We start from the raw sequence: 22,306 nt of genomic DNA on the forward strand, positions 1-22,306 counted from the left end.
GTGAAAACTGTTCACATGGGTTGATTAGTTGTGTATATTTGTTGCTTTTTTTAGTATTAACATGTATGCTGGATGGAGAGCAATTTACGGATCCACATTTAAGGACAGTATGAGAGTGCTGAAAGCGGTGTCTTAATGTTGGATAAAGTGCTGAAGTCAAACACCTATCAAAGCAAGCTTCTAGCTAGTACTACTTGGCTTTGTTGATTTTAATAAGACCTTTTGTTTAAAGTAGCATTATATCTTGTGCTGAAGGTTCTTGGAAAGTAAGGTTGTTTTATGGAGTGTTTTCTTTTTGGTATAGAGGTAGTTAACTCCCTTGTCCTGTCTCTTGTTAATTGTGGGTTGTTAAGGGGCATTAGTCCATCGGGGATTTCTCCACCGGATCTCTTTTCTATTTTGATATTCAAATTTGGGGAGAAGAGATCATTTGCAGACGATAGTTTCTTCTCATAGCCAACTTCATTATTTTTTCTCGTTACACTGGTATTTACATTACAAGCGGCGAATGTAAGAAGTACCATGATAATCAAGCCTTGTTTGGAAATGTTTGTCATTTGTAATGTGATCGAAAAATTGCTAACGGATTCAATTAACTATCATTTATGAAGTCGAATTAGAGATTAAATAATCTATAACAAAGGTAATGCTACGAATCCCCCTTTATCAAGGTCAGAGTATCTACAGACGGGCTACCTTTTTATTTTGCGAGTCTACAAAGCGTCTACTGGAAATGTCTAATTTGTTTCATTTCAGTTTGTTAAATAAATTAGACATTTTAAGAAGCACATCTTTTTACTACTTTTGATGTTATGCAGTTTTATTTTAAGTTGTTGTTATCACTAAGTCTTTTCATCTTTTTTCAGTTTGAAAAAGCTGAAGGACAGAAAATTTATATTGATTCTCTTGAAAAGGTATTAATGCAAACCGATCTATCACCAGAAGACCGCGTTGTTGCATTATGTAAACTAGCACGAGCCAATTTTGAAAAGGATTTGAAGGAATCTTTTAAACAAGCGAATGAGGCCTTGCGAATCAGTGGTAGTTTAAAGGACGGTAAAAGCAAAGCCATTACTTTTGCAACATTTACGCACCTTTATGTGCAACAAAATGACTTAAAGCGTGCTCAAGAAAGCTTAGACAGCGCGCATTACTATGCTTCTCGAACGAAGGATCGAGTAGCAAAAGGCTTTGTGTGGTTTAGAAGTGGCTGGCTTGATTTGGTAAATGGGGAGAATGACAAATCCATTGCTGGTCTATTAAAAGCGTTAAATTTTCTTAATGGTGAAAAGGCTTATAGCTATGAAAGTTATATTTATCATTATATGGCTAGTATTTATGGATATGGAAATGATCCCATTAAGCAAAAAGAATATGCAAAACTTTGTTATGAAACTGCTATTAAAAGCAGAGAGGTTGATAATCTGAATACCGCCTATTTTACGCTTGGGCATAGCTACCTAGATCGGTTTAAGGTTGATACTACCAATAGGGCATTGCTCGATTCGGCATTGATTTTTAACAAGCGATCACTTGACCTTTCTGCAATGCAGGAAGGACGGTTACTTGTCAAGAGTAACACAGCTGCTGCCGCCCTCAATACGGCAAATATTTATTTTCAGTTTTTTCCGTATTCTGCTAAAGATAGTGCCACTAAATATATCGATATCGCTATTGGAATAGCAAAGAAGACAAATCTCAATGAGGTTATATTAAATTGCTACGGTATTCTTAGTGAATACGCCATGCAAGAGGGAAAGTATGATGATGCAGAAAAAATATTATTAGAAGGCCTAAGCCAAATAGATGGAGATGTAATGAAAATGGCTGTTACAAAAGCACGCCTTTACTTGGCACTATCACGCATAGCAGAAAAAAAGGGGGATCAAATAGGCGCACTCAATTATTTGAAGGAATATATACAGTATAATAAAGAAGCTTTTGATCAAGAAAAGATGGCTACAATTCAAAAGATAGATGCGCAATATCAATCAGAAAAAAAAGAACAGGAGATTATAAATTTACAACAGCAAGCATCTTTCAATAGAAAGATGAATATTTTTTACCTGGCAATGGGTGGAACCGGAATACTCGTACTTTTACTATTGCTTAGCTCTTATAATTATAAATTAAAAGCCTCTCTTCGTAAACAGGAATTGGTAGATAAAGAAAAGCAGGAAGCCGAATTGCAATCAAAATTAAAAGAGGCTGAATCGCGTCAACTGGCCTTTGAAAAACAAGAAGCAATTCTCCAAGCAAATTTGCAGGCAGAGGAGGCCGCTCGTTTACAAACTGAACAAATGTTATTAAAAGAACGACAAGAGCGACTGCAAAAAGAATTACTTGCTGGTACATTACAAATTGAAGAGAAGAACGAATTGCTTGAATTATTGTCTGATAAAGTTACGAAACACAGTCATTTGTCTGTAGACGAGCAAATTAAACGCATTGTTAGTCAGCACAAAAGAATGGATAAGAATTTTGAAGAGCATAAGACTGACTTTTTTGAAATCAATCCTGCTTTTTTTGAACGATTACAACAAAAGGCCCATAACACACTTACTCGACTAGATCTTAAGTATTGTTCTTATATACTGATGGGGCTTTCAAATAAAGAGGTTTCTACGCGATTGGGTATAGAACCGAAAAGTATTCGAATGGCCCGATATCGCATTAAACAGAAACTGGGACTATTAAAAGATGATAGTCTCGATAACTTTTTAAGATCACAAGAATATTAAAGAATAATCGAATTCAGGTTTTAAAGCTTGACCAAATAATATAGGTAAGACATTAATGTTAAAATTGATGTTTTTTGAATAATTACCTGGGATTGTAGTTTAATACCCAGTGATTACCATATTTGTCTGTTAGATTTCCAAATAATATGCCATAATGGTTACGAATTAAAGGCTGCTTCTTTTTACCGCCAACAGAAAGTTTATCGAAAAAGTTTCTAATATTTTCTTCACTGGAACAGTAAAGCATTAACGAAAGAGAATTTCCTTTTATCAATCCCTCCTCTTCAACTAAATCTGTACCGATAAGGACAAAGTTTTCATTTGTTAAAGTCGCTTGCAAGACGACATTTTTCATCTTTTCTGGGAGGTGGTCGGAAAGAGGAGATTCTTTGATGGTTTGCAAAGCTAGTGTACCCCCTAAACAGTGTTTGTAAAAGGTCATAGCCTCTCTACAATTACCATTAAAAGTTAAATATGCGTAAATGTTTTGTGTATCCTTTTCTTTCATATAATATTTGTTAATTGGAATATTTGGACAAGGCCTTATTCTAACGATGTTATATTTATTCTTCGCATAAATCATTTTAGGAGCATATATACTTAGTAGTCTCTATCGTCCATACAAACATAGATAAGATTGTAAATTTACATGCTGTATAAAACCGACAAACTTTAAGGTGCTTTACGACATTTCAAAAATTCTTTTTCATTAAACTATTGCAGTCGGATGATCCTTCTATTCCCTCAAATAATCAAAATAATTTTAAAGCTGAAAATTTGTGTGTAAAGAATCCATACACAAGAGTATTGTCTAATTTTAGCTCGTTTTTTTTTAAAAAGGACATGTTTTTGAAAAAAAATAAAACATTAAGGCCATTATTTGCTTTATATATTAAATTGTGATTAATTAAGATAGTGTTTTATGAAAAAATTAGCGATTACAGCTGCCATCGCAGCCATCTTTTTAGCAAGTTGTGGCAACAGCCAGCAAGGAACCGAATCTTCCGAAGGCATGGGAGATAGTTTAGAACAGGAGATGACACCGGCTGACACCAGCACGATGCCAATGGACACAACAGCCGACACAACCACAATGCCTTAACATTACAGATGTTAATTGGCAAAGGAGAAGGTTTAGAAGTCTTCTCCTATTTTAAATTAAATAGTCAAATTGCTTAAAATAGGCAAGCTCTTAACTTGTATCCTCTTTATTGGTGATTATTTAAAAACCCCAGATCTTTTCCTTGTATTTCTTCTAAATCCTTCTAGGACTTCTAGATAGCGCGAGAATTTTTGTTTTATAATTTATAGTTAGGAGCTAACATAAGAATTATGGTGGTGATAAGTGTGTTTAATTAGTCACATTTATTTAACATATCTTAACGTTTTGGTATTAAACTTTACCTAAAAATTAAACTCTATAGTCTTATAAATAAAACATGTATGAAAAAAATGATGATAGCCGCTATATTAGTTATAAGCATGACTACTATGGCATTTGCTCAACAAAGCGACAGCAAGAGAATGCATAAAACACCTGAAGAAAGAGCGAAAAAGACAACCGATATCTTAGCAACGAAGTTGTCTCTTTCTGAGGAGCAAAAATCTAAAATGTATGCTGTAAATCTAGAAAGTATAAAAGAAATAGAAGCCCATCGTCAACAACGTAGAGAAAAGGAAAGAAAAGTGAGGAAGGAGGCAATGCAAAAAAAAGAGGAACAAATAACAAGTATATTAGATGACACACAGAGGTCAACTTATCAGGATTTGAAAAAGGAAAGAATGCGAAATGGGAAATCTCATAAGCGAATGAATCGCGACGTACGTGCTAAAAAAGATCAACAAGAGGGTTAAGAAAAATAGATTTATTTAATTAAAAGCAAGCTCAACATACCTAAAATGTTGCGCTTGCTCATTTTGGAAGATTATACTTGCCTCATGGTATTTATGTTTTTTAGATTTCTCCTAATAACATATACCTTCGTAATCGATAATAGTTAAATTTAAAGATGAAGGTCATTATTATTGGAGCAGGAATAGGTGGTTTATGTGCCGCTATTGCGTTACAGCAGCAAGGAATTGAAGTAAAGGTATATGAGATGACGCAGATATTAAGACCTGTTGGGGCGGGTATTGGGTTAGCCGCTAACGCGATGAAAGGTTTAGAGAAAATAGGGGTAGCAAAAGATGTTCTAAATGCAGGAATGCACCTTAGCGCTTTACAGATGCAGGATGAGAAAGGGAAAATTATAAGTAACCAAGACACATCTACGCTCGGTACTCAATATGGTGAAAATAATGTAGTCATACATAGGGCCGAATTGCATGAAATATTAGTGCAACGATTAAAAGAAGGAACACTTTGTTTAGGAAAGAGGTGTGATAATATTGAACAGCAAAGGGTGAAGGTTTATGCCTCTTTTTCAGATGGAGAAAAAGACGAAGCTGACCTTCTTATTGCTGCGGACGGTATTCATTCGGTGGTTCGCTCGCAGTTAATCTCTTACAGTAAACCTCGGTATGCGGGCTATACCTGTTGGCGGGCGGTCATCGAGAATCCAGGTGTTATGCTCAATACATCTGTGTCTTCAGAAACATGGGCCCCTCAAGGCCGAATAGGAATGACCGCTTTACCGAATAACCGTATATACTGGTACTGTTGTATTAAAGCCAACAGAAAGGAAGAGGCAATGCGTCTAATGACGCCAAAACAGCTGGCAAATTATTTTCGAGGAGTGCATGAACCTGTCGAAGTTGTGTTAAAGGCAACAAAATTTGAACAGCTAATATGGAACGATATTGCTGACATAAAACCACTTTCGAGGTTCGTATTTGATCGCGTAGTATTATTAGGTGATGCGGCGCATGCTACAACTCCCAATATGGGACAGGGGGCTTGCCAGGCTATAGAAGATGCTGTGGTACTGGTCGATTGTTTGAGTTATCAATCCAATCTTGACATTGCACTTGCCTTATATGAAAAAAGGAGAGTGAAGCGGACTGCAAAAGTAATCAGGCTCTCTAGGTTACTTGGAAATATATCACAGTGGAAACACCCTATAAGTCGTTCTTTGCGTAATTTTATTTTTCGGTATATGCCTAAAGCTATTACCAGGAAACAGATGAAGTGGCTGTTTGACGTAGATTTTTAGATGCCTGTTTATCCGGTTTATTTGGTTGCGTTGAAAAAAAGTACAATAAACAAAAAAGAGAAGCTATTCTAGAATGAAAAGCTTCTCTTTTAATTGAGAAACAGATTTTCAATCGCTTATCAGTATTATCTAAAAATTAAGCATTTAATCCGCCGTCAATAGTAATGGCAGTGCCGGTTATATACTTACCCTCATCACTCGCTAAAAAGGCTACCAATCCGGCAATGTCATCACCAGATCCGTAATCGGTCAAAGCCATTCTGCTTCGTAAAAAATCGGCTAATTCGGTGTTAGCTGGATTCATATCTGTGTCAATTGGACCTGGTTGTACAACATTTACTGTTATTCCTTTAGCCCCGAGATCACGCGCTAAACCTCTGGTAAAACCACTAAGCGCAGACTTACTCATTGTGTATAATGTAGTTTGGGGTCCCATGGCATTATCGGCCATATTGCTACCAATATTAATGATACGTCCGCCCATCGGTAGGTACTTGACCGCTTCAAGCGCGGCAACATAAAGTGCTCTTACGTTAATGGCCATTATTTGTTCATAATCGTCCAGTGTATGCTCATGAAAGGCTTTCCCAATGTAAATACCTGCATTATTAATAAGGATATCCAGCCGTCCGAATGTCGCAATAGTTTTTTCAATTGCCTCAATTATTTCTTGTGGCCTACTACTGTCGGCCTTAATCGCTAATGCCTGATCTCCTATTTCTTCCTTAACTGTTTGTGCTTTTTCTGGGGAGCTGGAGTAAGTGAAAGCTACTTGTGCTCCCTCAGATGCAATTTTTTTCACAATTGCCGCTCCAATTCCACGGCTTCCTCCCGTTATAAGGGCTACTTTGTTTGCTAATCGTTTCATTTTTTTATTTGCTTGTACTCAAAATTAGTTCTTAAGAATTATATTTGTATGTATACATTAAATTGTTAGGTACTAACAAAAAAGTAAGAAATGAGAAAGGAAACCTCCACTAATGCTTTAAATGAAAAGCAGATTAATGATACCTGCGGTATGGCTTATTCTCTGTCTATTCTAGGAGGGCGGTGGAAACCAGCAATACTTTGCAGACTGACACATGATAAAATGCGCTACAGCGACTTAAAAAATTCAATTGCTGGTATCTCGGAGAGAATGCTGGTTAGTCAGTTGCGTGAGTTAGAAGCAGATCAAATTATAAAAAGAATTGTATATCCAGTTGTTCCACCTCGAGTTGAATATGAATTAACCAAATTGGGTGAAACCATGAAACCAATGCTGCAGTCAATGTCAGACTGGGGAAATATGCATCGAGAAGTTATAAAAACAGACGATGAGACAATAAATGTTTCACATACTGAATCTGTTTATTAATTTGGTACAGTGAGTTGCATTAACCCCTGTCGCTATGCAAGCTATTCAAATTTGCTCGGAGTAATAGGAAGAAATGATCCTATAAAAGATCTTGTCAAATAAAATCTGATATGAATATTGTTAAATTCATTAATAGATAAATCAGAAATCAATAAGATATTTGTATTACTATTTACATAGTTCCAATATTCTCACATCTGGTATATTGTTGACAACAAGCCAATTTTTAAAGGCCTCGGCGTCAGACGCTATATGATGTACAATGCGGCCATCTACCAGCATGATGGTAAATATCTCCAAATTACTTATATACTTTTTGATCATATTGGATGGATATTCAAAACCCTCCAAAGGGGAAATCGGCGTTGCCATGTTTAGATTGTTAATTTTGTTAATTAGATTATAAAAATAACCGATTTATTAATTAAAAAATTAACTCAAAAAAACTTGTTCAATAGTTGAGATATAGTGTATAAACTGTGCTGTATAATGTAGGAAATTATGCCTTTTTATTTTTTTAAATTGCTCATTTATTTAAAGTTATCTCTGTGTGTTGGGTTAAAATTATTTTGCTTTCGTTTGCGATGTCTCTTTACGTTTTGCGGTATAATTTTATGCTTATGTACACTGAATCTTAAAGAAAGGCAAGGGATTTGTGGATGCAACTGTTATAAATGTGTCGGTTTTTTCTGGGTTATATAAGCACGAAGGGGTTAATGGAGGTGTAGTACAATTCAATTTTTACCTTGATAAGGTGCAATTTTGTGCTTTAATAAGCTACAATTTCACATAAGATCCCCTATGGCTCTTCAGCCATGGGGGATCTTATGTGAAATTTATTTGGAATGATGTAAGCGACTAGCAGCAGCGGTATCCACAAACCAGAAAGCCATTCCGTTCTGTGGATTAATAAGCTGAGCAGGATATTTAGTAATATCTTGATCACCTTCTAATACCTCGTGAAGTGCGTTTGCTTTATTAGTACCATAGGCCATTATGACAATATTTCTAGCCTGATTAATTACCGGGGCAGTTAAGGTAATACGATACATCTCTTGCGTATCGAGATAATAAGCATCTACCCACTTAGATTTTTCTTGCAATACGTCGGTACCCGGAAATAAGGATGCTGTATGCCCATCTTCCCCCATCCCCAATAATATTAAATCAAAACTTGGTATTGAACCCAATGTTTGTTGAAGCGTTTGCTCATATTCTTGGGCAAATTCTTTGGGTTGTAAATCCTTTGTCCACATGGGGTATATTTGTTCTTTCGGTATTGGGACATAGTTTAAAAGTGTTTCATAAGCCATTTTTGCATTACTTTTATCATCGCTTAAAGGAACCCATCGCTCATCTCCCCAAAAAATATGTACCTTATGCCAATTAATTTGCTCACTATAGGGCTTATGGGCAAGTAATTTATACAAGTTGGCAGGGGAGCTGCCGCCCGTTAAGGCAACGGTGAAAACACCTCGTTCCTTAATCGCTTCATTAGCTATTTGTACAAATAATTCAGCCCCAGCAATACTTAATTCTTCTGGATCCTTGAAAATTTTTATCATGATATCAAGTTTATTGATGGTCTTTGCCATGAAGATTTACTGCCCAAACATGTCCGTCTCTTGCAATTAAGGCCTCTGCATTTTCCGGACCCCAAGTACCAGAAGCATAGTTAGGAAAATCTAAAGAATCTCTGGCTTCCCATACATCTAGAATAGGCATAATCACATCCCACGCTTCTTCAACTTGATCGGATCGCATAAATAATGTAGCATCTCCACGCATCGCATCTAACAAGAGCGTTTCATAGGCTTCAGGCGTTTGCGTAGAGCAGGTATCATAGTCAAAAATCATTTCGGCAGGATTTAAATTCATTTCTAAACCAGTTTTTTTGGCCATAAAACGGAGTCTAATATCCATTTGAGGTTGAATATTAATCGTGAGGCGATTAGGCATCAAGCTATCAGATTGACTCTCAGGAAATGTAGAATGCGGTACAGGTCTGAATTGAATGGTTATAGAGGATGTTTTCTCTTGCATCCTTTTACCGGTACGTAAATAAAAAGGCACACCTTGCCATCTCCAGTTATCGAGATAAAATTTAATAGCTACATAGGTCTCTGTATTTGAGTGTGGTGAAACTTCAGGTTCTTGTCTGTATCCAGCAACTTTTTTTCCTTTCATCCAGCCCTCATCATATTGGCCTCTAACTGCATATCGATGTACGTCTTCTTGTTTTATACGACGTACTGCTCGTAATACATCAACTTTCCGATTTCTTATTTCTTCTGCTTGGAAAGAAACGGGGGCCTCCATTGCTACCATACATAAAATCTGTAAAAGATGATTCTGTATCATATCTCTAAGTGCTCCAGATCCTTCATAATAACTACCACGGTCTTCTACACCTACTTGTTCAGCTACTGTTATTTGAACGTAATCGATATAGTTGCGGTTCCATAATGGTTCAAATAATGCATTTGCAAATCTAAAAGCCAAGATATTTTGCACAGTCTCTTTACCAAGATAATGGTCTATACGATAAATTTGTTCTTCATGAAAGGTGCGTGTGAGGAGATTATTTAGCTCAATAGCCGTTTCTTTATTATATCCAAAAGGTTTCTCAATGACAATACGGTCAGATGCCGGTACTGATGCAAGTCCACTAGTGTTTATATTAGTAGTTGCAGCTTCGATAAATTGAGGAGCTACAGATAGATAGAATAAGCGATTCGCCCGAACGCCCCATTCTTTGTCTAAACTATCCAGTTTAGCAGCAAGCTTCTTATAATCGGCCGCATTGTTTATGTCTGATTTAAAGTAAGAAATACTAGTATTGAAGGCAGCCCATTGTTCTTCAGTTGGCGCTCCTTTTCTTGAAAACTCTATCAATCCTTCATGTAACCTTTGGCTATAGTCATTATTGTTAAGATCCGTTCTTCCTAATCCGATGATGGCAAATTTTTCCGGCATCCAACCATCAAGAAATAAATTATAAAATGCGGGAATCAATTTTCTTTTAGCCAAATCGCCCGTTCCTCCAAAAATAATAATAATGGTAGGCGTTGCATTTTTACCTGTTTTCATGTTGAAAAGTAATTTAATAATGTGTAGCTAATAATAGATGTTAATCCCATTGGGTATGAAATGTACCTTCTTTGTCAGTTCGCTCATATAGGTGCGCTCCAAAATAGTCTCGTTGAGCTTGAATGATATTTGTTGGAAGAATGGCACTTCTATAAGCGTCAAAATAGGAGAGAGATGCCATAAATGCAGGAGCTGGAACGCCCTTATCAATCGCGTCTTTTATTATGGTACGGATATCTCCTTGCTTGTCAATTAGTGATCTTGCTATATCATTGTCTAACAATAAGTTGGGTAAGTTGTTGTCTCTTTTGTATGCTTGTCTAAAATCTTCCAAACATAGTGCTCTAATGATACAACCTCCTCTCCAAATTTTGGCCACTTCTTCTAAGTCAAGCCCGTAATTATATACTTTTGAAGCTACGTGTAACTGCGCCATTCCTTGCGCATAAATTGTAATCATGGCAAAATAAAAAGCATTTTTTATTTTCTCTTTAACGGCGTCATCGCCTGCATGATCGTGGTTATCAGGATTATTCCAAGGCAATAGAGTAGAAGCCTTTAGACGTTCTTCTTTATAAATAGATATATCACGCATATTAACGGCAACGTCTATAGATGGAATAGGAACTTGTAAATCCATTGCATTTTGTGAAGTCCATTTACCGGTACCTTTAGCGCGGGCGCGATCTGAGATAAGATTTACCAGCCTTTGCCCTGTTTCGTCATCACGTTTTTTTAATACTTCTCCAGTTATTTCTATCAAGAAGGATTGGAGCTCCGTATGGTTCCACTCTTCAAAGGTCTTTTGTAATGAGTCATCATCAAAATTATAACCACGTTTTAATAGGTCATATGTTTCTGCAATAAGCTGCATAATTCCGTACTCGATGCCATTATGTACCATTTTTACATAATTACCAGCAGAGCCATTACCTAGATATGCTACACACGGCTCGCCATTTACTTTTGCGGCTATTGCTTCAAATACGGGGCGTAGTCTTTCATAAGCCTTTTGATCACCTCCAGGCATCATACTGGGACCAAAACGTGCTCCTTTTTCACCTCCAGAAATACCCATGCCGAAAAAATGAATATTCTTTTTCGAAAGTTCTTCAACACGTCTGTCGGTATCAGGAAAAAATGTGTTGCCCCCATCAATAACAATGTCTCCCTCTTCCAAATATGGTATAAGTGTTCCAATAGCGGCATCTACTGGTTTCCCCGCGGGCACTAATAGCATAATGGCCCTAGGGCGTTTAAGTAATTTGACGAATTCTTCGGGGGAGGTAGTACCTTTGACCTGGTGAGTGTTACTGGCCTCCTTTTCTAAAGAGGAAGCTTTTTCAATATCCAGATCTAATCCTGCAACTGCAAATTGATGATCGGCCATGTTTAAAAGCAAATTTCTGCCCATTACTCCGAGGCCAACAATACCAAAATCAAATGATTCCATATACGCGTATTTAATTGTGTCTATTTTTTTGTTGAAGTTCTTGTATTTAGATAATGCGAATCTAGCGCTTTCAAGCTTTCGAACTGTTGTTCTAATGCAATTATTTATTTTTTTAAATTACTATTTTTCAATTAAAAGTAAAGAGGTTATCAATAAATAATCTTTTGTGAAGTTTTAATGCTGAAGACATCAGGCCAATGTTGTCCATATGCATGTGGTACTTCTATAGTATTGGTCTATTTAAAATACAAGTTTCTACTTAAAAAGACAGATTAAATTGATCGAAAAATTAGCACGATCCGGGTTTTATATAATAGAGTAATCTGTTTTCTTTGCACAAAACGAAAGACAGGTGCCATCATCTGTTATATTTTATAAGGTGCAAAGATCCCAAGTTCTATATGTAGTATCCCACTCACGTAAAGGAAGTTTAAAAATAAATAAAGATTGGAAAGTGAACACAAATATTGATTTATTGTATTAAAGAAATGAAGATAGAAAATATATTGCCTTTAGACGGTGAGGTGCTTCTTTACACTGATTTTTTTTCAAAAAAAGATAGTGATAAACTTATGTTTTCCTTAACAAAAGATATCAGATGGAAGCAAGAACCGGTGACCATCATGGGTAAAAAAATTATGCAACCTAGGTTGACCGCCTGGTATGGGGATGAAGGGAAAGCTTATACATATACGGGCATAACGATGCATCCTTTCAGTTGGACTGAAGATTTAATATTTATTAAAGAAAAAATCGAGAAGTTTTCCGGATATAAATTTAACAGTGCTTTATTAAATTTTTATCGAAATGGGAGTGATAGTGTAGGATGGCATCGTGATAATGAAAAGTCGCTTGGCACTAATCCCGTTATTGGATCTGTTAGTTTCGGAGCCGATAGATATTTTCATTTTAAACACTTTAAGGACCAAAAACTTAAAAGGAAAATTTTACTAACACATGGCAGCCTCCTTTTGATGAAGGGTAGTACCCAACACTGGTGGCTACATAGCATACAAAAAGAGGCAACTGTAGCTTCCAGCCGTATTAATATTACGTTTCGTACTATTTTCTAATGCTGATTCACCGAGCTACTGGTTTTAGTACAACAAAATAGAGTTCAGCAAAAAACGGGTTGAATACCTTTGGTTGGCTACCTAAATTTGTTTCATAAACAATTGAATTAAAATCATGGAAACTATAAATGACGAAGCTATTTTTACGGTTTTTCCGTTAACGGACAATGTTGATTTGAATGATTGCTTTGATGTGAAGACGATTAAGGAGAAAATCTTTAATACTATTTTTAAAAAAGTAAACGAGAATATTGTAATAGAGAAAATGGAATCTCCATTAGCAGCTCATACTACTATCAATTACCAAGTAGCAGATACGCTATTGGGAGAGATAATGCTAGCCTCCACTAACAAAGGAATTTGTTATGCTGGTTTTACAAACGGCAACCCGAATGCAAGTTTGCAAGACCTTCAAAGTCGTTTTTCTAAAGCAATATTTATTAAAAAAGCAGCTGTTTTTCAGCAAGAAGCACTGGCTCGATTTAACAGGCCTCAAGAGGAAAATCTTCCTTTGCATCTGCATTTGCAAGGTACTGAATTTCAAATTTCAATTTGGAGAAAACTCTTAAAGATACCTTATGGAGGACTTACAACTTATGCTCAATTGGGCGGAAACACAAAAATTGCGAGAGCTGTGGGTGGAGCTGTTGGTGATAATCCGATATGTTATTTAATACCTTGCCATCGTGTTGTTAGGTCAAATGGGCGATTTTATGGATATTTTTGGGGGAATGAACAAAAAAAGAGATTGCTAGCGATGGAGGCAAATGCGCTTAAACATACTAATGAGTATAGCAAGAAACGGGTTTAAGAATATCAAATACAAAGGTAATTTTGTAGAAATTTGTTATGGAAACGCAACAGGAAATAGATTATAAAAGAATTGCAGCAGCAATAAGTTTTGTTAAAGAAAACTTTAAAAATCAACCGCATTTAGATCAGGTTGCCGAACATGTTAATTTGAGTCCTTTTCATTTTCAGCGAATGTTTCAACAATGGGCAGGCGTAACACCTAAGCAGTTCTTGCAGTATTTAAGTGTAGAGCATGCTAAAGGAATTTTGAAGAACACCGGCGCCACCTTATTTGATACGGCCTTTGCAACAGGATTATCAGGTACAGGCCGATTGTATGATTTGTTTGTAAAGGTAGAAGGGATGACACCCGGCGAATATAAAAATGGAGGGGTTATGCTTCAAATTAACTATTCTTTTGCCGATAGCCCCTTTGGTCCGTTGATTGTTGCATCAACTGAAAAAGGTATATGTTACATGGGCTTTGCTGATGAAGGAGATGAACAAGCTCTGTATCTTTTGAAAGCTACTTTTCCAAGTGCTAAATATAATCAACTAGTTGATCGACATCAACAAAATGCACTCTTCGTATTCAATCAAGATTGGAATAAGTTAGATGAAATCAAACTACATCTTAAAGGAACAGATTTTCAAATTAAGGTTTGGGAAACATTATTGAAAGTTCCTGTGGGGGGATTAACAACTTATTCTGATTTGGCAACAAATGCTGGATACATCGGTGCTTCACGGGCGGTAGGTACAGCCGTTGGAAGTAATCCGGTAGCTTTCTTAATTCCTTGTCATCGAGTGATTAAGGCTACAGGGGAAATAGGACAGTACCATTGGGGCGCTGTTCGCAAAAATGCAATTATTGGTTGGGAAGCTTCAAAATATGTATGAAAACAAATATAGAACGTTTAACAGATAGAAATTGGACCGCTATTACTAATGAACTTCACGATAAAGGGTTTGTAGTGGTCAAAGATGTGTTAAATAAGGAAGAATGTGATAAGCTTATCGCAGCATTTACGATAGATAACATGTATCGCAAAACGATTAATATGGAGCGCTATCGTTTTGGTCGTGGTGAATATAAGTATTTTCGATACCCTTTGCCCGATATTATTACTGAGCTACGCGAAAGTGTTTATTCTTACATTGCACCTGTTGCAAATAGATGGATGGCTGAACTAAAACTAGCTAAACATTTTCCGCTTACACATAAAGAAATGAAAGCATTATGTCATGAAAATGGACAGACGAAACCAACGGTTTTGATTCTCAAATACGGTGTGGACGGGTTTAATACATTACATCAAGACTTGTACGGTGATGTCTATTTTCCTATGCAAATGGTTTTTATGCTTGATCAGATAGAGGAAGATTACACGGGAGGAGAGTTTGTCATTACTGAACAAATACCAAGAGCACAAACAAAAGCGAACGTATTGAAACCCAACAGGGGAGATTTGTTGATTTTTACGACAAACTTCCGGCCGGTACAAGGTACAAAGGGCTATTATAGAGTGAATATGAAACATGGAGTAAGTTCATTGCATAGTGGGAATCGCCATAGCTTAGGTGTCATTTTCCATGATGCCGTGAGTTAATTTATTGCATAATTTCGCAAAAATGAATTACGCTATTTTTTAAGGCTATAGCTTTTTAAGGCGTTCTCTATTTGTTCTTGTTGTGTTGTTTCAGGATAAAAAATATAACTTGGTGCCCAGATCGGTTTTGTTTCTTGTACTTTCATTTTGATGATCGTGGAAAACGGAAATTTACCTGCTGTCATTTTTAATAGTGGAGACTCAAATATTTCGAATGTCGGTTCGTTACGTTCGATTAATTCTGCTGTTCCTTTTAATTGCCATCCACGTTGAATTAAAATATCAATAAAACTAATACATACTTGTGGATTATGCTTTATGTTATCAATACTTTGGGGAGATGCTATGTTTGCGATAATAATAGAGTGATTATCATGATAAGTAAATATTTCTTTTGGAGAAACATTTGGTGCACCGTCAATATTTGCAGTGGCTAGCCAGCACAAAACACTTTTATCTATTGATTCTTTAATTTGTTGAGTGAGCATTCCGTCTAATCAAAGTTAAATATAACAAATTTCTTGTTTATTCATGTAACGGCACTTAAACTATTGTATTGGCCAAGGATAAGGCATGCCTGTCATTTCCGTTTGCTCTCCATATAATATCGTTGAAATATACGACAGATAGCTAGAAGAGTTTAATTGTGGCAAATCATAGTAAAGAAAGATGCCGTAACCGTCGTCCATCGTTCGTTGAGCTAAGCTAGCCGCGGACGTACCGCTTGAAGGTTGTTGATTAATCCAAACAGCGGCGGGTCCTAAATTATTTTTATCTGTTAAACCTGCAATATTTGGTGCACCATAATTGCCGTAATAGGCCTGCCAACTATAGTTGATATAATCTCCCACTCTTTTGTCTTGCCATTGTGTTTGAGATGCGGCGGGCCCAATATCATAAAGTGATATTATTTTACTTGGCATTAATAAACGTAATTCCTCCACAAGCATTACAAAAGAACTATCATTTGCTAACGGTTGTCCGTTTTCTCCGTATTTGGCGTATTCATCATCGAAATCAATCCCATCTAATCCATATTCATTAACGGCATCTGCCAACTGTTGGGCAAAGTCGTGGGCAGTAGCTCTGCTAGTAAAATTTGCTATTCCAACTCCTTGATGATTGCCAAGTATGGATAATAGTACCTTTATCCCCTTGTTTTGTAGTGGTTTAACGAGGCTGTCTTTATTCCTGAGTACTTTAGTTACATTTTCATTATGATAAAGAACTGCTTTTCCTTGTATGGCATCGTAATTTATGTTGGAAGCAAATATGATGGCAATATCAAATAATTGCTTGCCACTTTCTGATAAGGTATAAGATCCGGCGTTGAGTAAATTATGATTATTTACTTCAACATAAACGACACTCTTTGGACCTGTTTTATCGGCTAAAGCAAGGGGTTGATTTTCTGTGGAGTAAAGTGTGCTTTCCTTTTGACAAGCGATAGCAACTAGAAATATTGGAAATAATAGATAATATTTTGTCTTAAATAATTGTTGGTTCATAATCCTAATTTTTTATCTTTAAAATAAAATTTTTGATTAAATTGTTTTAGAACGCATGTTTTTTAATGGAAATATATTCCAGATAAATAATGAAGAAACATAATTGGCTTAGGCTTTATACGGAATGAGATTAGATACACATGTTGGTTAGAAATAAACTACCGCAAGATTTTTATCAGGACACCAATGTAACAGAAATTGCCATCAAACTTCTTGGCAAACAGTTATTCACACATATTAATGGCGAAATAACTGGTGGTGTAATTGTCGAAACGGAAGCATATAATGGAATAACAGATAAAGCATCGCATGCTTATAATGGCAGGTTTACAGAAAGAACCAAGATCATGTATAAAGAGGGTGGAGTATCTTACGTATATTTATGCTACGGTATTCATTATTTAATTAACGTTGTTACAGGACCTGTAAAGTGTCCACAAGCGGTGTTAATTAGAGCGATTGAGCCGGTGACTGGCTTAGATGTTATGTTGAGGCGAAGAGATATGATCTCTTTTAAACCAAATGTTTGTTCCGGACCAGGAGCTTTATCGCAAGCATTAGGAATTACTAAGCGATTAAATGATAAGGATTTAGGAGGCGATGAGATATGGATCGAAGATGCAGGTTTTGATACTCGTGATCAAAAAGTAGTGACCGCGAGAAGAATTGGAGTAGATTATGCTGAAGAAGACGCTTTACTTCCATGGAGATTTTATTTTGAGGGAAATAAATTCGTAAGTCGTATTCCAAAAAAATAGTTTTGAACCGCTAGATAATCCTATTCCATAAATTCCCATGCGCTATGGTAGCCATCAGCCTTTTCAATATGGTCTATAAGGTTTCGATAGAAGGGAAGGGTTGACAAAGTTGTGCTATCCCCCACCACAATTAATTTTTTCTTAGCTCTCGTTATCGCTACGTTCATACGTCTTATATCTGATAAAAAACCAACCTTGTGTTCCGTATTACTTCTCGTCATGCTAATACATACAATGTCCCTTTCTTGTCCTTGAAAACTATCAATCGTATTGATGGAAATTTTATTCTTGTATTTTATTAATAAAGACTGTTGATATAATTCCTTTAAGGTTAATATTTGTTCTGCGTAAGGAGAGATAATAGCAATACTGGGAAAAAAATCTATTGTATAATATATTTCTAATTTGGAACATAGTTGGATTAAGTATTGTATGAGAAAAGCTGCTTCTTCAGGGTTGCTAATACTGGTGTCAATATTTTTTTCCTCAAAGGCACAGCCTACGGTATCAATGAATTGAATCGCTTCGTCATCTTCGAATAATACATCGTTGGCCACTGAAGAATGTGCAAGCAAAGAATTCTGATAAAACATAGCGGATGGAAAGGTCATTATTGAGGTATGCATCCGATATTGTTCAACTAAGGTAGTAACCGTTTGTGGGTGCAATGCTATACATTTTTCCAATAAGGTTTTACTCAAGCCTTTCGCGGCTGCCTCATTGGACTTTATGGTCGGAGAGAGTTGATGATGATCTCCAGCTAGAATCAGTTTATTTGCTTTTAGAATGGGAATCCAACAAGCCGGCTCCAAAGCTTGTCCGGCCTCATCGATAATTACAGTTTCAAAAAATCGATCGCGAATGGAGTAATGATTCGCGCCGACCAATGTAGCTGTAATTACTTGCGTTTTACCTAACAGATCGTTTGCGATGGTTTTCTCAGTTCTATCTGCTTCCTTCATCAACTGGTAAGCCTCTAACATAAGCGCCTTGCGTTGTTCACGTTCTGCTTTACCGAAAGTGCGTTTATATTTATGCGCCATATCCCGAAATTGATTTGCCTGTTTTTTCATCTTGCGAATCTCTTTCATCTGCGGATGTTGTATCATCTTTTGATCCAATGTTAAATTCATAAGGCTTTCGGAGATCCGTGATGGACTCCCTACGCGAATAACCTCTAACCCATTCCGTGATAATTTTTCCGTTAAGAGATCGACTGCTGCATTGCTAGGAGCAACTACTAATAGTTGTTTGGGGTGTTCCGCCAATAACGTTTTAATAGCTTGCACTAAGGTTGTTGTTTTACCAGTGCCTGGAGGCCCATGGATAATGGCTAATTCTTGTGCAGATGCAATTGTTTGAACAGCCGCTTGTTGTGCATCATTGAGTTGTGCACTAGAATAAAAGGATATATTGCTTTTAAATTCCGGAGATCTTTCGCCTATGAGTACTTCAATGAGCTTTTTATGTTTATTGTTGTCAATTAGTTTTGAGGCTTGTTGAAGTGTCTTTTGCATCTCATCGTAGCTATATTCATCAAATAATAAGTCGACACCTAATTTTCCATTTCTAGTCCAATCAGGTAGGTCATCGATACGTAACATTATTTTTAAGCGATTGCCATTTATGTGAGATAGATTTCCAAGTACGCGGTCATTAGACGCGTCGATATTAGAAAACAATGCCACAGATGCTCCAAAGCGAAATTGATGAACTAAATCATGATGTGTTGTACGCTCAATTTCTACCGTAAGATAATCTCCCTGTCCTACTTCAACATCTTTAATAGCAATAGGATACCAGGCTAATCCATTCGTTCTTCGTTGGGTTATTGATGTGGATGCAGCGTATTTTAAATAACTTTGTCGATCCTCTTTGCGTTCTATATCTAATAATTGGAGCAGCTGCTGGAAATAATTCATGGCGCAAATATAGCAGTATAGCTTCACGACTCGTTAAGATAATTTGTGTTCAACCATAAGGACGACCAAAACTATATCTTAATTCATGACCGCCATATCCATACCTATGTAGTGCTGCATTTTTCATTCTATACAATATTCACTTCATTCATTTATCTTACCTTTGCGAGATTTTGCTACATAAAAATCCGATCATTTATGTTTTGAAAACTATTTACTTAGTATCTCAAGTACGTTTTGACCTTATTATTGATGGTATTATTATTAAGGGGTTAAGTGAATCAGGAGATAAAGTAGTCTAGAATGGACATTAGTTCTTTAAAGCTATCTATTAGTCGAAATGGTAAAAAATAAATTTCAAATATTGTGTTTGTTTCAAGCAGTTCTCTTAATTGGTTTTTTAGAGCAGTTAGATGCACAGGAGTTGTTAATTGAGTCTCTCAATACGCAAATAAAAAGAGAACAAGACCAAAATAAAAAAGGAATATTTTTGGCGCAAAAAGCAGAAGCACTACGTTTTTCGAATTTAGATCTAAGCTTGAATTTATTAGATAGTGCTTTTAGTCTAGCGAATCAGCACGATATTTCCACCCTAATTCATATTTATTATTATGCAATTCCGGTATATGGTAAAGCTGATAGTCTGCAAAAATTAGTAACGGCAGCAGAAAAAATTGTTCGACTTGCCGAAAAAGCTAATAAATCGAACCTAAAAGGGATTGCATATTTTAGAAAAGCATGGGTCGAAAACCTACTCAACGACCGGGCAAAATCTGTTGAGTTGTATCTAAAGGCTGTCAAGGAATTGGAGGGCGCCCTAAACACAGAAGTGCTAGCGAAAGTTTATTATGGATTATATGGTAAATATGCTAGTGCAGGTCAGTTAGATTATGAAGAAAAATATGCACGGTTATGTCTGTTAGCAGCAAAGAAATCAAATACCCCGGACAACTTAATCTTAGCTTATCAGGCATTAGCCACAAGTTATGAAGATCATTACAGTCAGAAAAAAGAGAAAAAGTTATTAGATTCATCTCTATATGCAAATAAAAAATCGTTGGCTATTTTTAAGGAGAAGAAACCTTATATCCTTCTTCAAAATCAACAAGCACTTGTTGCATTGAATATTGCTAATACTTATGCCAGCTATTTTTCTGATAGGCGCGATTCTGTACTTCATTATATTCATATTGCATTAAATGCTGCAAAACAAAACAAGGCGATAGATGTGCAGGCGAATTGTTATGGTATCCTTAGTGATTATGCCGTTCAGGAAGGAAAAATGGATGTTGCTGAAGAGATGTTACTTAGAAGCAAATCTTTAGTTGAAAATGAGTCAAAAAAGGATTATTATTCAATGTATAAGGTTTATACAGCATTAAGTAATCTTTACCAAAAAAATGAGAATTTTAAAACATCCTTGCTTTATCGTGAAAAATCATTTGATGCTTATAGGATGCTATATGATGAAAAGACAGTGGCAGATATGCGGAAGCTGGAAGCGCTGTATGAGGTAAAGCAGAAAGACCAAGAGATTTTGTTTTATAAAGAAAAAGAAAGTCAGGCTAAAAAATTAAATTATCTATCCTTTGGTGTCGTGATAGCATCTGTTTTTGGATTGCTATTTATGTATAAATCATATAAGTATCGTATAGATTACGCTTTGCAACAACAAAATCTATTAAAAGTCAAACAAGAAGAGGCTGAACTACAAATTAAACTGAAGCAAGAAGAAGCCATTCGTATAGCATTAGAGAAGCAAGAAGCAATACTACAGGCTAGATTAAAAAAAGAAGAAGCTGAAAGGCTACGTCTAGAGCAGCAGATTATTCAGGATCAGATGCAACAGCTGGAAAGAAAGTTAATGACTGGAACATTGCAGGTTGAGCATAAAAATGAAGTGCTTGGTAAACTAAAGGAAAAGTTGTCAACAGAAAAAATGAATACAGAAACAGTTAGCAAATTAAAGAGAATGATTGTTGATGGACAGCGGGTTGACGAGGATTTCGAACGTGTAAAAAAAGAATTAAACAATATTCATCCTTCTTTCTTTGATAAACTTCAGGGTTTGTCTGTTCAAAAACTTAGTCAACTGGATTTAAAGATATGTGCTTATATTTTTATGAAAATAGGTACTAAAGAGATAGCGGCATTACTAAAGGTGGAACCCAAAAGCATCCGTATGAGTAAGTACCGTATCAAGCAAAAATTTGCGTTCGACAAGAAAACAGATTTTGATGATTTTATTAGACGATTAGGGTAGAGTATATAATACTTTCTATTGTTTGATTTAATGTCTTCACATTGAAATAGGAAATCATAGAACTTGATGAGAAGCAGCTTGGGAAGAGGTGCTTAAAATTGTTTCTTATAAGATGACATTGCCCTATATAGCAGCAATCTTCTATAAAACTTCCGGAATAAAAGTTTCCATCCATGTTCAGTCCGGTCTCGGGTGTGCGGGCGGAGAGGGACCGGGGCGGCATCGGGGGCTTCCGTGAAAAAAAAAGGGCTGTTTTCCAGGCCTTTGCGCAGCAGGTAAAAAAAAGGGGGCGTCAGTATTTGGAAAAGGGGAAAAGGTGCGTATCTTTGCACTCCGCAAACGAAGGGATGCGGGAAGTTGTTTGAAGCAGGTGAGGGGTAACAGAGGGGGTTGAAAAAATATTAAAAAAATATTTTGGAAAGGCGGAAAATATTTCTACCTTTGCAGCCCCGCAGGGGGAAACCGGAGGCGCGATGCCGATGGGGATGAAAGAAAAGAGGGTTTCGTGCAGTGATGTGACGGGATACCACAACAGGCAGGAAGCGTGAGCGGATTGCCGGAAAGTTCTTTAAGGAAATGATTCATGT

General features: G+C 36.4%; 22 protein-coding genes. 12 read left to right on the forward strand and 10 right to left on the reverse strand.

What is annotated here, in order from left to right; all coding sequences use genetic code 11:
• Positions 1-209 precede the first annotated feature (209 nt).
• Positions 210-557, reverse strand: coding sequence for a hypothetical protein (locus BMY50_RS24280; RefSeq protein WP_093330621.1), 348 nt, complete (start codon positions 555-557; stop codon positions 210-212).
• 255 nt (positions 558-812) lie between these two features.
• On the opposite strand from BMY50_RS24280, the gene BMY50_RS24285 reads away from it, so the two are divergent.
• Positions 813-2,741, forward strand: coding sequence for a helix-turn-helix transcriptional regulator (locus BMY50_RS24285; protein ID WP_093330629.1), 1,929 nt, complete (start codon positions 813-815; stop codon positions 2,739-2,741).
• Between the two features lie 82 nt (positions 2,742-2,823).
• Here BMY50_RS24285 and BMY50_RS24290 read toward each other — a convergent pair whose 3' ends face one another.
• The gene (locus tag BMY50_RS24290; protein ID WP_093330634.1) at positions 2,824-3,249 is read right to left on the reverse strand and encodes a VOC family protein; all 426 of its coding nucleotides are present in this window, start codon (positions 3,247-3,249) and stop codon (positions 2,824-2,826) included.
• A 414-nt stretch (positions 3,250-3,663) separates the two neighbouring features.
• Here BMY50_RS24290 and BMY50_RS24300 point away from each other — a divergent pair, with 414 nt between their 5' ends.
• The 3 genes from BMY50_RS24300 (at position 3,664) to BMY50_RS24310 (ending at position 5,893) form a co-directional block, all read left to right on the forward strand.
• On the forward strand, positions 3,664-3,843 hold the full coding sequence (locus BMY50_RS24300; RefSeq protein ID WP_093330640.1) for a hypothetical protein: 180 nt from the start codon (positions 3,664-3,666) through the stop codon (positions 3,841-3,843).
• Between the two features lie 341 nt (positions 3,844-4,184).
• Positions 4,185-4,595 carry a hypothetical protein gene (locus BMY50_RS24305; protein ID WP_093330643.1) on the forward strand — a complete coding sequence of 137 codons (411 nt, stop codon included), beginning with the start codon at positions 4,185-4,187 and terminating at the stop codon, positions 4,593-4,595.
• A 155-nt stretch (positions 4,596-4,750) separates the two neighbouring features.
• The gene (locus BMY50_RS24310; protein ID WP_093330648.1) at positions 4,751-5,893 is read left to right on the forward strand and encodes an FAD-dependent monooxygenase; all 1,143 of its coding nucleotides are present in this window, start codon (positions 4,751-4,753) and stop codon (positions 5,891-5,893) included.
• Positions 5,894-6,029: 136 nt separating this feature from the next.
• Here the strand turns inward: BMY50_RS24310 and BMY50_RS24315 are convergent, their stop codons facing one another.
• Positions 6,030-6,761: an SDR family NAD(P)-dependent oxidoreductase gene (locus BMY50_RS24315; protein ID WP_093330652.1), complete on the reverse strand. Its 732-nt coding sequence runs from the start codon at positions 6,759-6,761 to the stop codon at positions 6,030-6,032.
• A gap of 90 nt (positions 6,762-6,851) precedes the next feature.
• On the opposite strand from BMY50_RS24315, the gene BMY50_RS24320 reads away from it, so the two are divergent.
• Positions 6,852-7,250 (forward strand): winged helix-turn-helix transcriptional regulator, encoded by a 399-nt coding sequence (locus BMY50_RS24320; protein ID WP_093330656.1) that lies wholly within the window; start codon positions 6,852-6,854, stop codon positions 7,248-7,250.
• Between the two features lie 168 nt (positions 7,251-7,418).
• On the opposite strand, the gene BMY50_RS24325 is transcribed toward BMY50_RS24320, so the two are convergent.
• From BMY50_RS24325 to gndA, 4 genes are all read right to left on the reverse strand, one after another.
• Positions 7,419-7,622, reverse strand: coding sequence for a hypothetical protein (locus tag BMY50_RS24325; RefSeq protein ID WP_093330662.1), 204 nt, complete (start codon positions 7,620-7,622; stop codon positions 7,419-7,421).
• A 464-nt stretch (positions 7,623-8,086) separates the two neighbouring features.
• The gene (gene pgl, locus BMY50_RS24330; protein ID WP_093330763.1) at positions 8,087-8,815 is read right to left on the reverse strand and encodes a 6-phosphogluconolactonase; all 729 of its coding nucleotides are present in this window, start codon (positions 8,813-8,815) and stop codon (positions 8,087-8,089) included.
• A gap of 10 nt (positions 8,816-8,825) precedes the next feature.
• Positions 8,826-10,340, reverse strand: coding sequence for a glucose-6-phosphate dehydrogenase (zwf, locus tag BMY50_RS24335; RefSeq protein WP_093330667.1), 1,515 nt, complete (start codon positions 10,338-10,340; stop codon positions 8,826-8,828).
• A gap of 40 nt (positions 10,341-10,380) precedes the next feature.
• Complete coding sequence (gndA, locus tag BMY50_RS24340) at positions 10,381-11,793, reverse strand: NADP-dependent phosphogluconate dehydrogenase (protein ID WP_093330671.1); 1,413 nt, start codon at positions 11,791-11,793, stop codon at positions 10,381-10,383.
• Positions 11,794-12,281: 488 nt separating this feature from the next.
• Here gndA and BMY50_RS24345 point away from each other — a divergent pair, with 488 nt between their 5' ends.
• From BMY50_RS24345 to BMY50_RS24360, 4 genes are all read left to right on the forward strand, one after another.
• Entirely contained in the window at positions 12,282-12,866 is a 585-nt protein-coding gene (locus tag BMY50_RS24345; RefSeq protein ID WP_093330675.1) for an alpha-ketoglutarate-dependent dioxygenase AlkB family protein, read from the forward strand.
• 115 nt (positions 12,867-12,981) lie between these two features.
• A complete protein-coding gene (locus tag BMY50_RS24350) occupies positions 12,982-13,677 on the forward strand; it encodes a methylated-DNA--[protein]-cysteine S-methyltransferase (protein WP_093330679.1) in 696 nt (231 codons plus the stop codon).
• Positions 13,678-13,715: 38 nt separating this feature from the next.
• Positions 13,716-14,558, forward strand: a complete 843-nt coding sequence (locus BMY50_RS24355; protein ID WP_093330682.1) for a methylated-DNA--[protein]-cysteine S-methyltransferase — start codon at positions 13,716-13,718, stop codon at positions 14,556-14,558.
• Entirely contained in the window at positions 14,555-15,268 is a 714-nt protein-coding gene (locus BMY50_RS24360; protein WP_202907933.1) for a 2OG-Fe(II) oxygenase, read from the forward strand. Before BMY50_RS24355 ends, BMY50_RS24360 begins: the two co-directional genes overlap by 4 nt.
• A 32-nt stretch (positions 15,269-15,300) precedes the next feature.
• Here the strand turns inward: BMY50_RS24360 and BMY50_RS24365 are convergent, their stop codons facing one another.
• On the reverse strand, positions 15,301-15,756 hold the full coding sequence (locus BMY50_RS24365) for a pyridoxamine 5'-phosphate oxidase family protein (protein WP_093330686.1): 456 nt from the start codon (positions 15,754-15,756) through the stop codon (positions 15,301-15,303).
• 60 nt (positions 15,757-15,816) lie between these two features.
• Positions 15,817-16,776, reverse strand: a complete 960-nt coding sequence (locus BMY50_RS24370; protein ID WP_093330691.1) for an endo-beta-N-acetylglucosaminidase H — start codon at positions 16,774-16,776, stop codon at positions 15,817-15,819.
• A gap of 140 nt (positions 16,777-16,916) precedes the next feature.
• On the opposite strand from BMY50_RS24370, the gene BMY50_RS24375 reads away from it, so the two are divergent.
• Positions 16,917-17,534, forward strand: a complete 618-nt coding sequence (locus tag BMY50_RS24375; protein ID WP_093330695.1) for a DNA-3-methyladenine glycosylase — start codon at positions 16,917-16,919, stop codon at positions 17,532-17,534.
• Positions 17,535-17,554: 20 nt separating this feature from the next.
• On the opposite strand, the gene BMY50_RS24380 is transcribed toward BMY50_RS24375, so the two are convergent.
• Positions 17,555-19,456: an AAA domain-containing protein gene (locus BMY50_RS24380; protein ID WP_093330703.1), complete on the reverse strand. Its 1,902-nt coding sequence runs from the start codon at positions 19,454-19,456 to the stop codon at positions 17,555-17,557.
• Between the two features lie 340 nt (positions 19,457-19,796).
• Here BMY50_RS24380 and BMY50_RS24385 point away from each other — a divergent pair, with 340 nt between their 5' ends.
• Both BMY50_RS24385 and BMY50_RS24390 read left to right on the forward strand, forming a co-directional pair.
• Positions 19,797-21,719, forward strand: a complete 1,923-nt coding sequence (locus tag BMY50_RS24385; protein ID WP_093330708.1) for a hypothetical protein — start codon at positions 19,797-19,799, stop codon at positions 21,717-21,719.
• Positions 21,720-21,892: 173 nt separating this feature from the next.
• Entirely contained in the window at positions 21,893-22,084 is a 192-nt protein-coding gene (locus BMY50_RS24390; RefSeq protein ID WP_093330713.1) for a hypothetical protein, read from the forward strand.
• Positions 22,085-22,306 lie beyond the last annotated feature (222 nt).

Origin of the sequence: Olivibacter domesticus (genome assembly GCF_900109575.1) — a bacterium.
GTDB lineage: Bacteria > Bacteroidota > Bacteroidia > Sphingobacteriales > Sphingobacteriaceae > Olivibacter > Olivibacter domesticus.

Excerpts from the sequence above, each read along its gene's own strand:
- BMY50_RS24375 (WP_093330695.1), top strand. The coding sequence starts at position 16,917 with ATGTTGGTTAGAAATAAACTACCGCAAGATTTTTATCAGGACACCAAT.
- BMY50_RS24305 (WP_093330643.1), top strand. The coding sequence starts at position 4,185 with ATGAAAAAAATGATGATAGCCGCTATATTAGTTATAAGCATGACTACT.
- BMY50_RS24310 (WP_093330648.1), top strand. The coding sequence starts at position 4,751 with ATGAAGGTCATTATTATTGGAGCAGGAATAGGTGGTTTATGTGCCGCT.
- BMY50_RS24300 (WP_093330640.1), top strand. The coding sequence starts at position 3,664 with ATGAAAAAATTAGCGATTACAGCTGCCATCGCAGCCATCTTTTTAGCA.
- BMY50_RS24355 (WP_093330682.1), top strand. The coding sequence starts at position 13,716 with ATGGAAACGCAACAGGAAATAGATTATAAAAGAATTGCAGCAGCAATA.
- BMY50_RS24350 (WP_093330679.1), top strand. The coding sequence starts at position 12,982 with ATGGAAACTATAAATGACGAAGCTATTTTTACGGTTTTTCCGTTAACG.
- BMY50_RS24280 (WP_093330621.1), bottom strand. The coding sequence starts at position 557 with ATGACAAACATTTCCAAACAAGGCTTGATTATCATGGTACTTCTTACA.
- BMY50_RS24345 (WP_093330675.1), top strand. The coding sequence starts at position 12,282 with ATGAAGATAGAAAATATATTGCCTTTAGACGGTGAGGTGCTTCTTTAC.
- BMY50_RS24290 (WP_093330634.1), bottom strand. The coding sequence starts at position 3,249 with ATGAAAGAAAAGGATACACAAAACATTTACGCATATTTAACTTTTAAT.
- BMY50_RS24325 (WP_093330662.1), bottom strand. The coding sequence starts at position 7,622 with ATGGCAACGCCGATTTCCCCTTTGGAGGGTTTTGAATATCCATCCAAT.
- BMY50_RS24380 (WP_093330703.1), bottom strand. The coding sequence starts at position 19,456 with ATGAATTATTTCCAGCAGCTGCTCCAATTATTAGATATAGAACGCAAA.
- BMY50_RS24370 (WP_093330691.1), bottom strand. The coding sequence starts at position 16,776 with ATGAACCAACAATTATTTAAGACAAAATATTATCTATTATTTCCAATA.
- pgl (WP_093330763.1), bottom strand. The coding sequence starts at position 8,815 with ATGATAAAAATTTTCAAGGATCCAGAAGAATTAAGTATTGCTGGGGCT.
- BMY50_RS24390 (WP_093330713.1), top strand. The coding sequence starts at position 21,893 with ATGTTCAGTCCGGTCTCGGGTGTGCGGGCGGAGAGGGACCGGGGCGGC.
- BMY50_RS24365 (WP_093330686.1), bottom strand. The coding sequence starts at position 15,756 with ATGCTCACTCAACAAATTAAAGAATCAATAGATAAAAGTGTTTTGTGC.
- zwf (WP_093330667.1), bottom strand. The coding sequence starts at position 10,340 with ATGAAAACAGGTAAAAATGCAACGCCTACCATTATTATTATTTTTGGA.
- BMY50_RS24360 (WP_202907933.1), top strand. The coding sequence starts at position 14,555 with ATGAAAACAAATATAGAACGTTTAACAGATAGAAATTGGACCGCTATT.
- BMY50_RS24320 (WP_093330656.1), top strand. The coding sequence starts at position 6,852 with ATGAGAAAGGAAACCTCCACTAATGCTTTAAATGAAAAGCAGATTAAT.
- BMY50_RS24285 (WP_093330629.1), top strand. The coding sequence starts at position 813 with ATGCAGTTTTATTTTAAGTTGTTGTTATCACTAAGTCTTTTCATCTTT.
- gndA (WP_093330671.1), bottom strand. The coding sequence starts at position 11,793 with ATGGAATCATTTGATTTTGGTATTGTTGGCCTCGGAGTAATGGGCAGA.
- BMY50_RS24385 (WP_093330708.1), top strand. The coding sequence starts at position 19,797 with ATGGTAAAAAATAAATTTCAAATATTGTGTTTGTTTCAAGCAGTTCTC.
- BMY50_RS24315 (WP_093330652.1), bottom strand. The coding sequence starts at position 6,761 with ATGAAACGATTAGCAAACAAAGTAGCCCTTATAACGGGAGGAAGCCGT.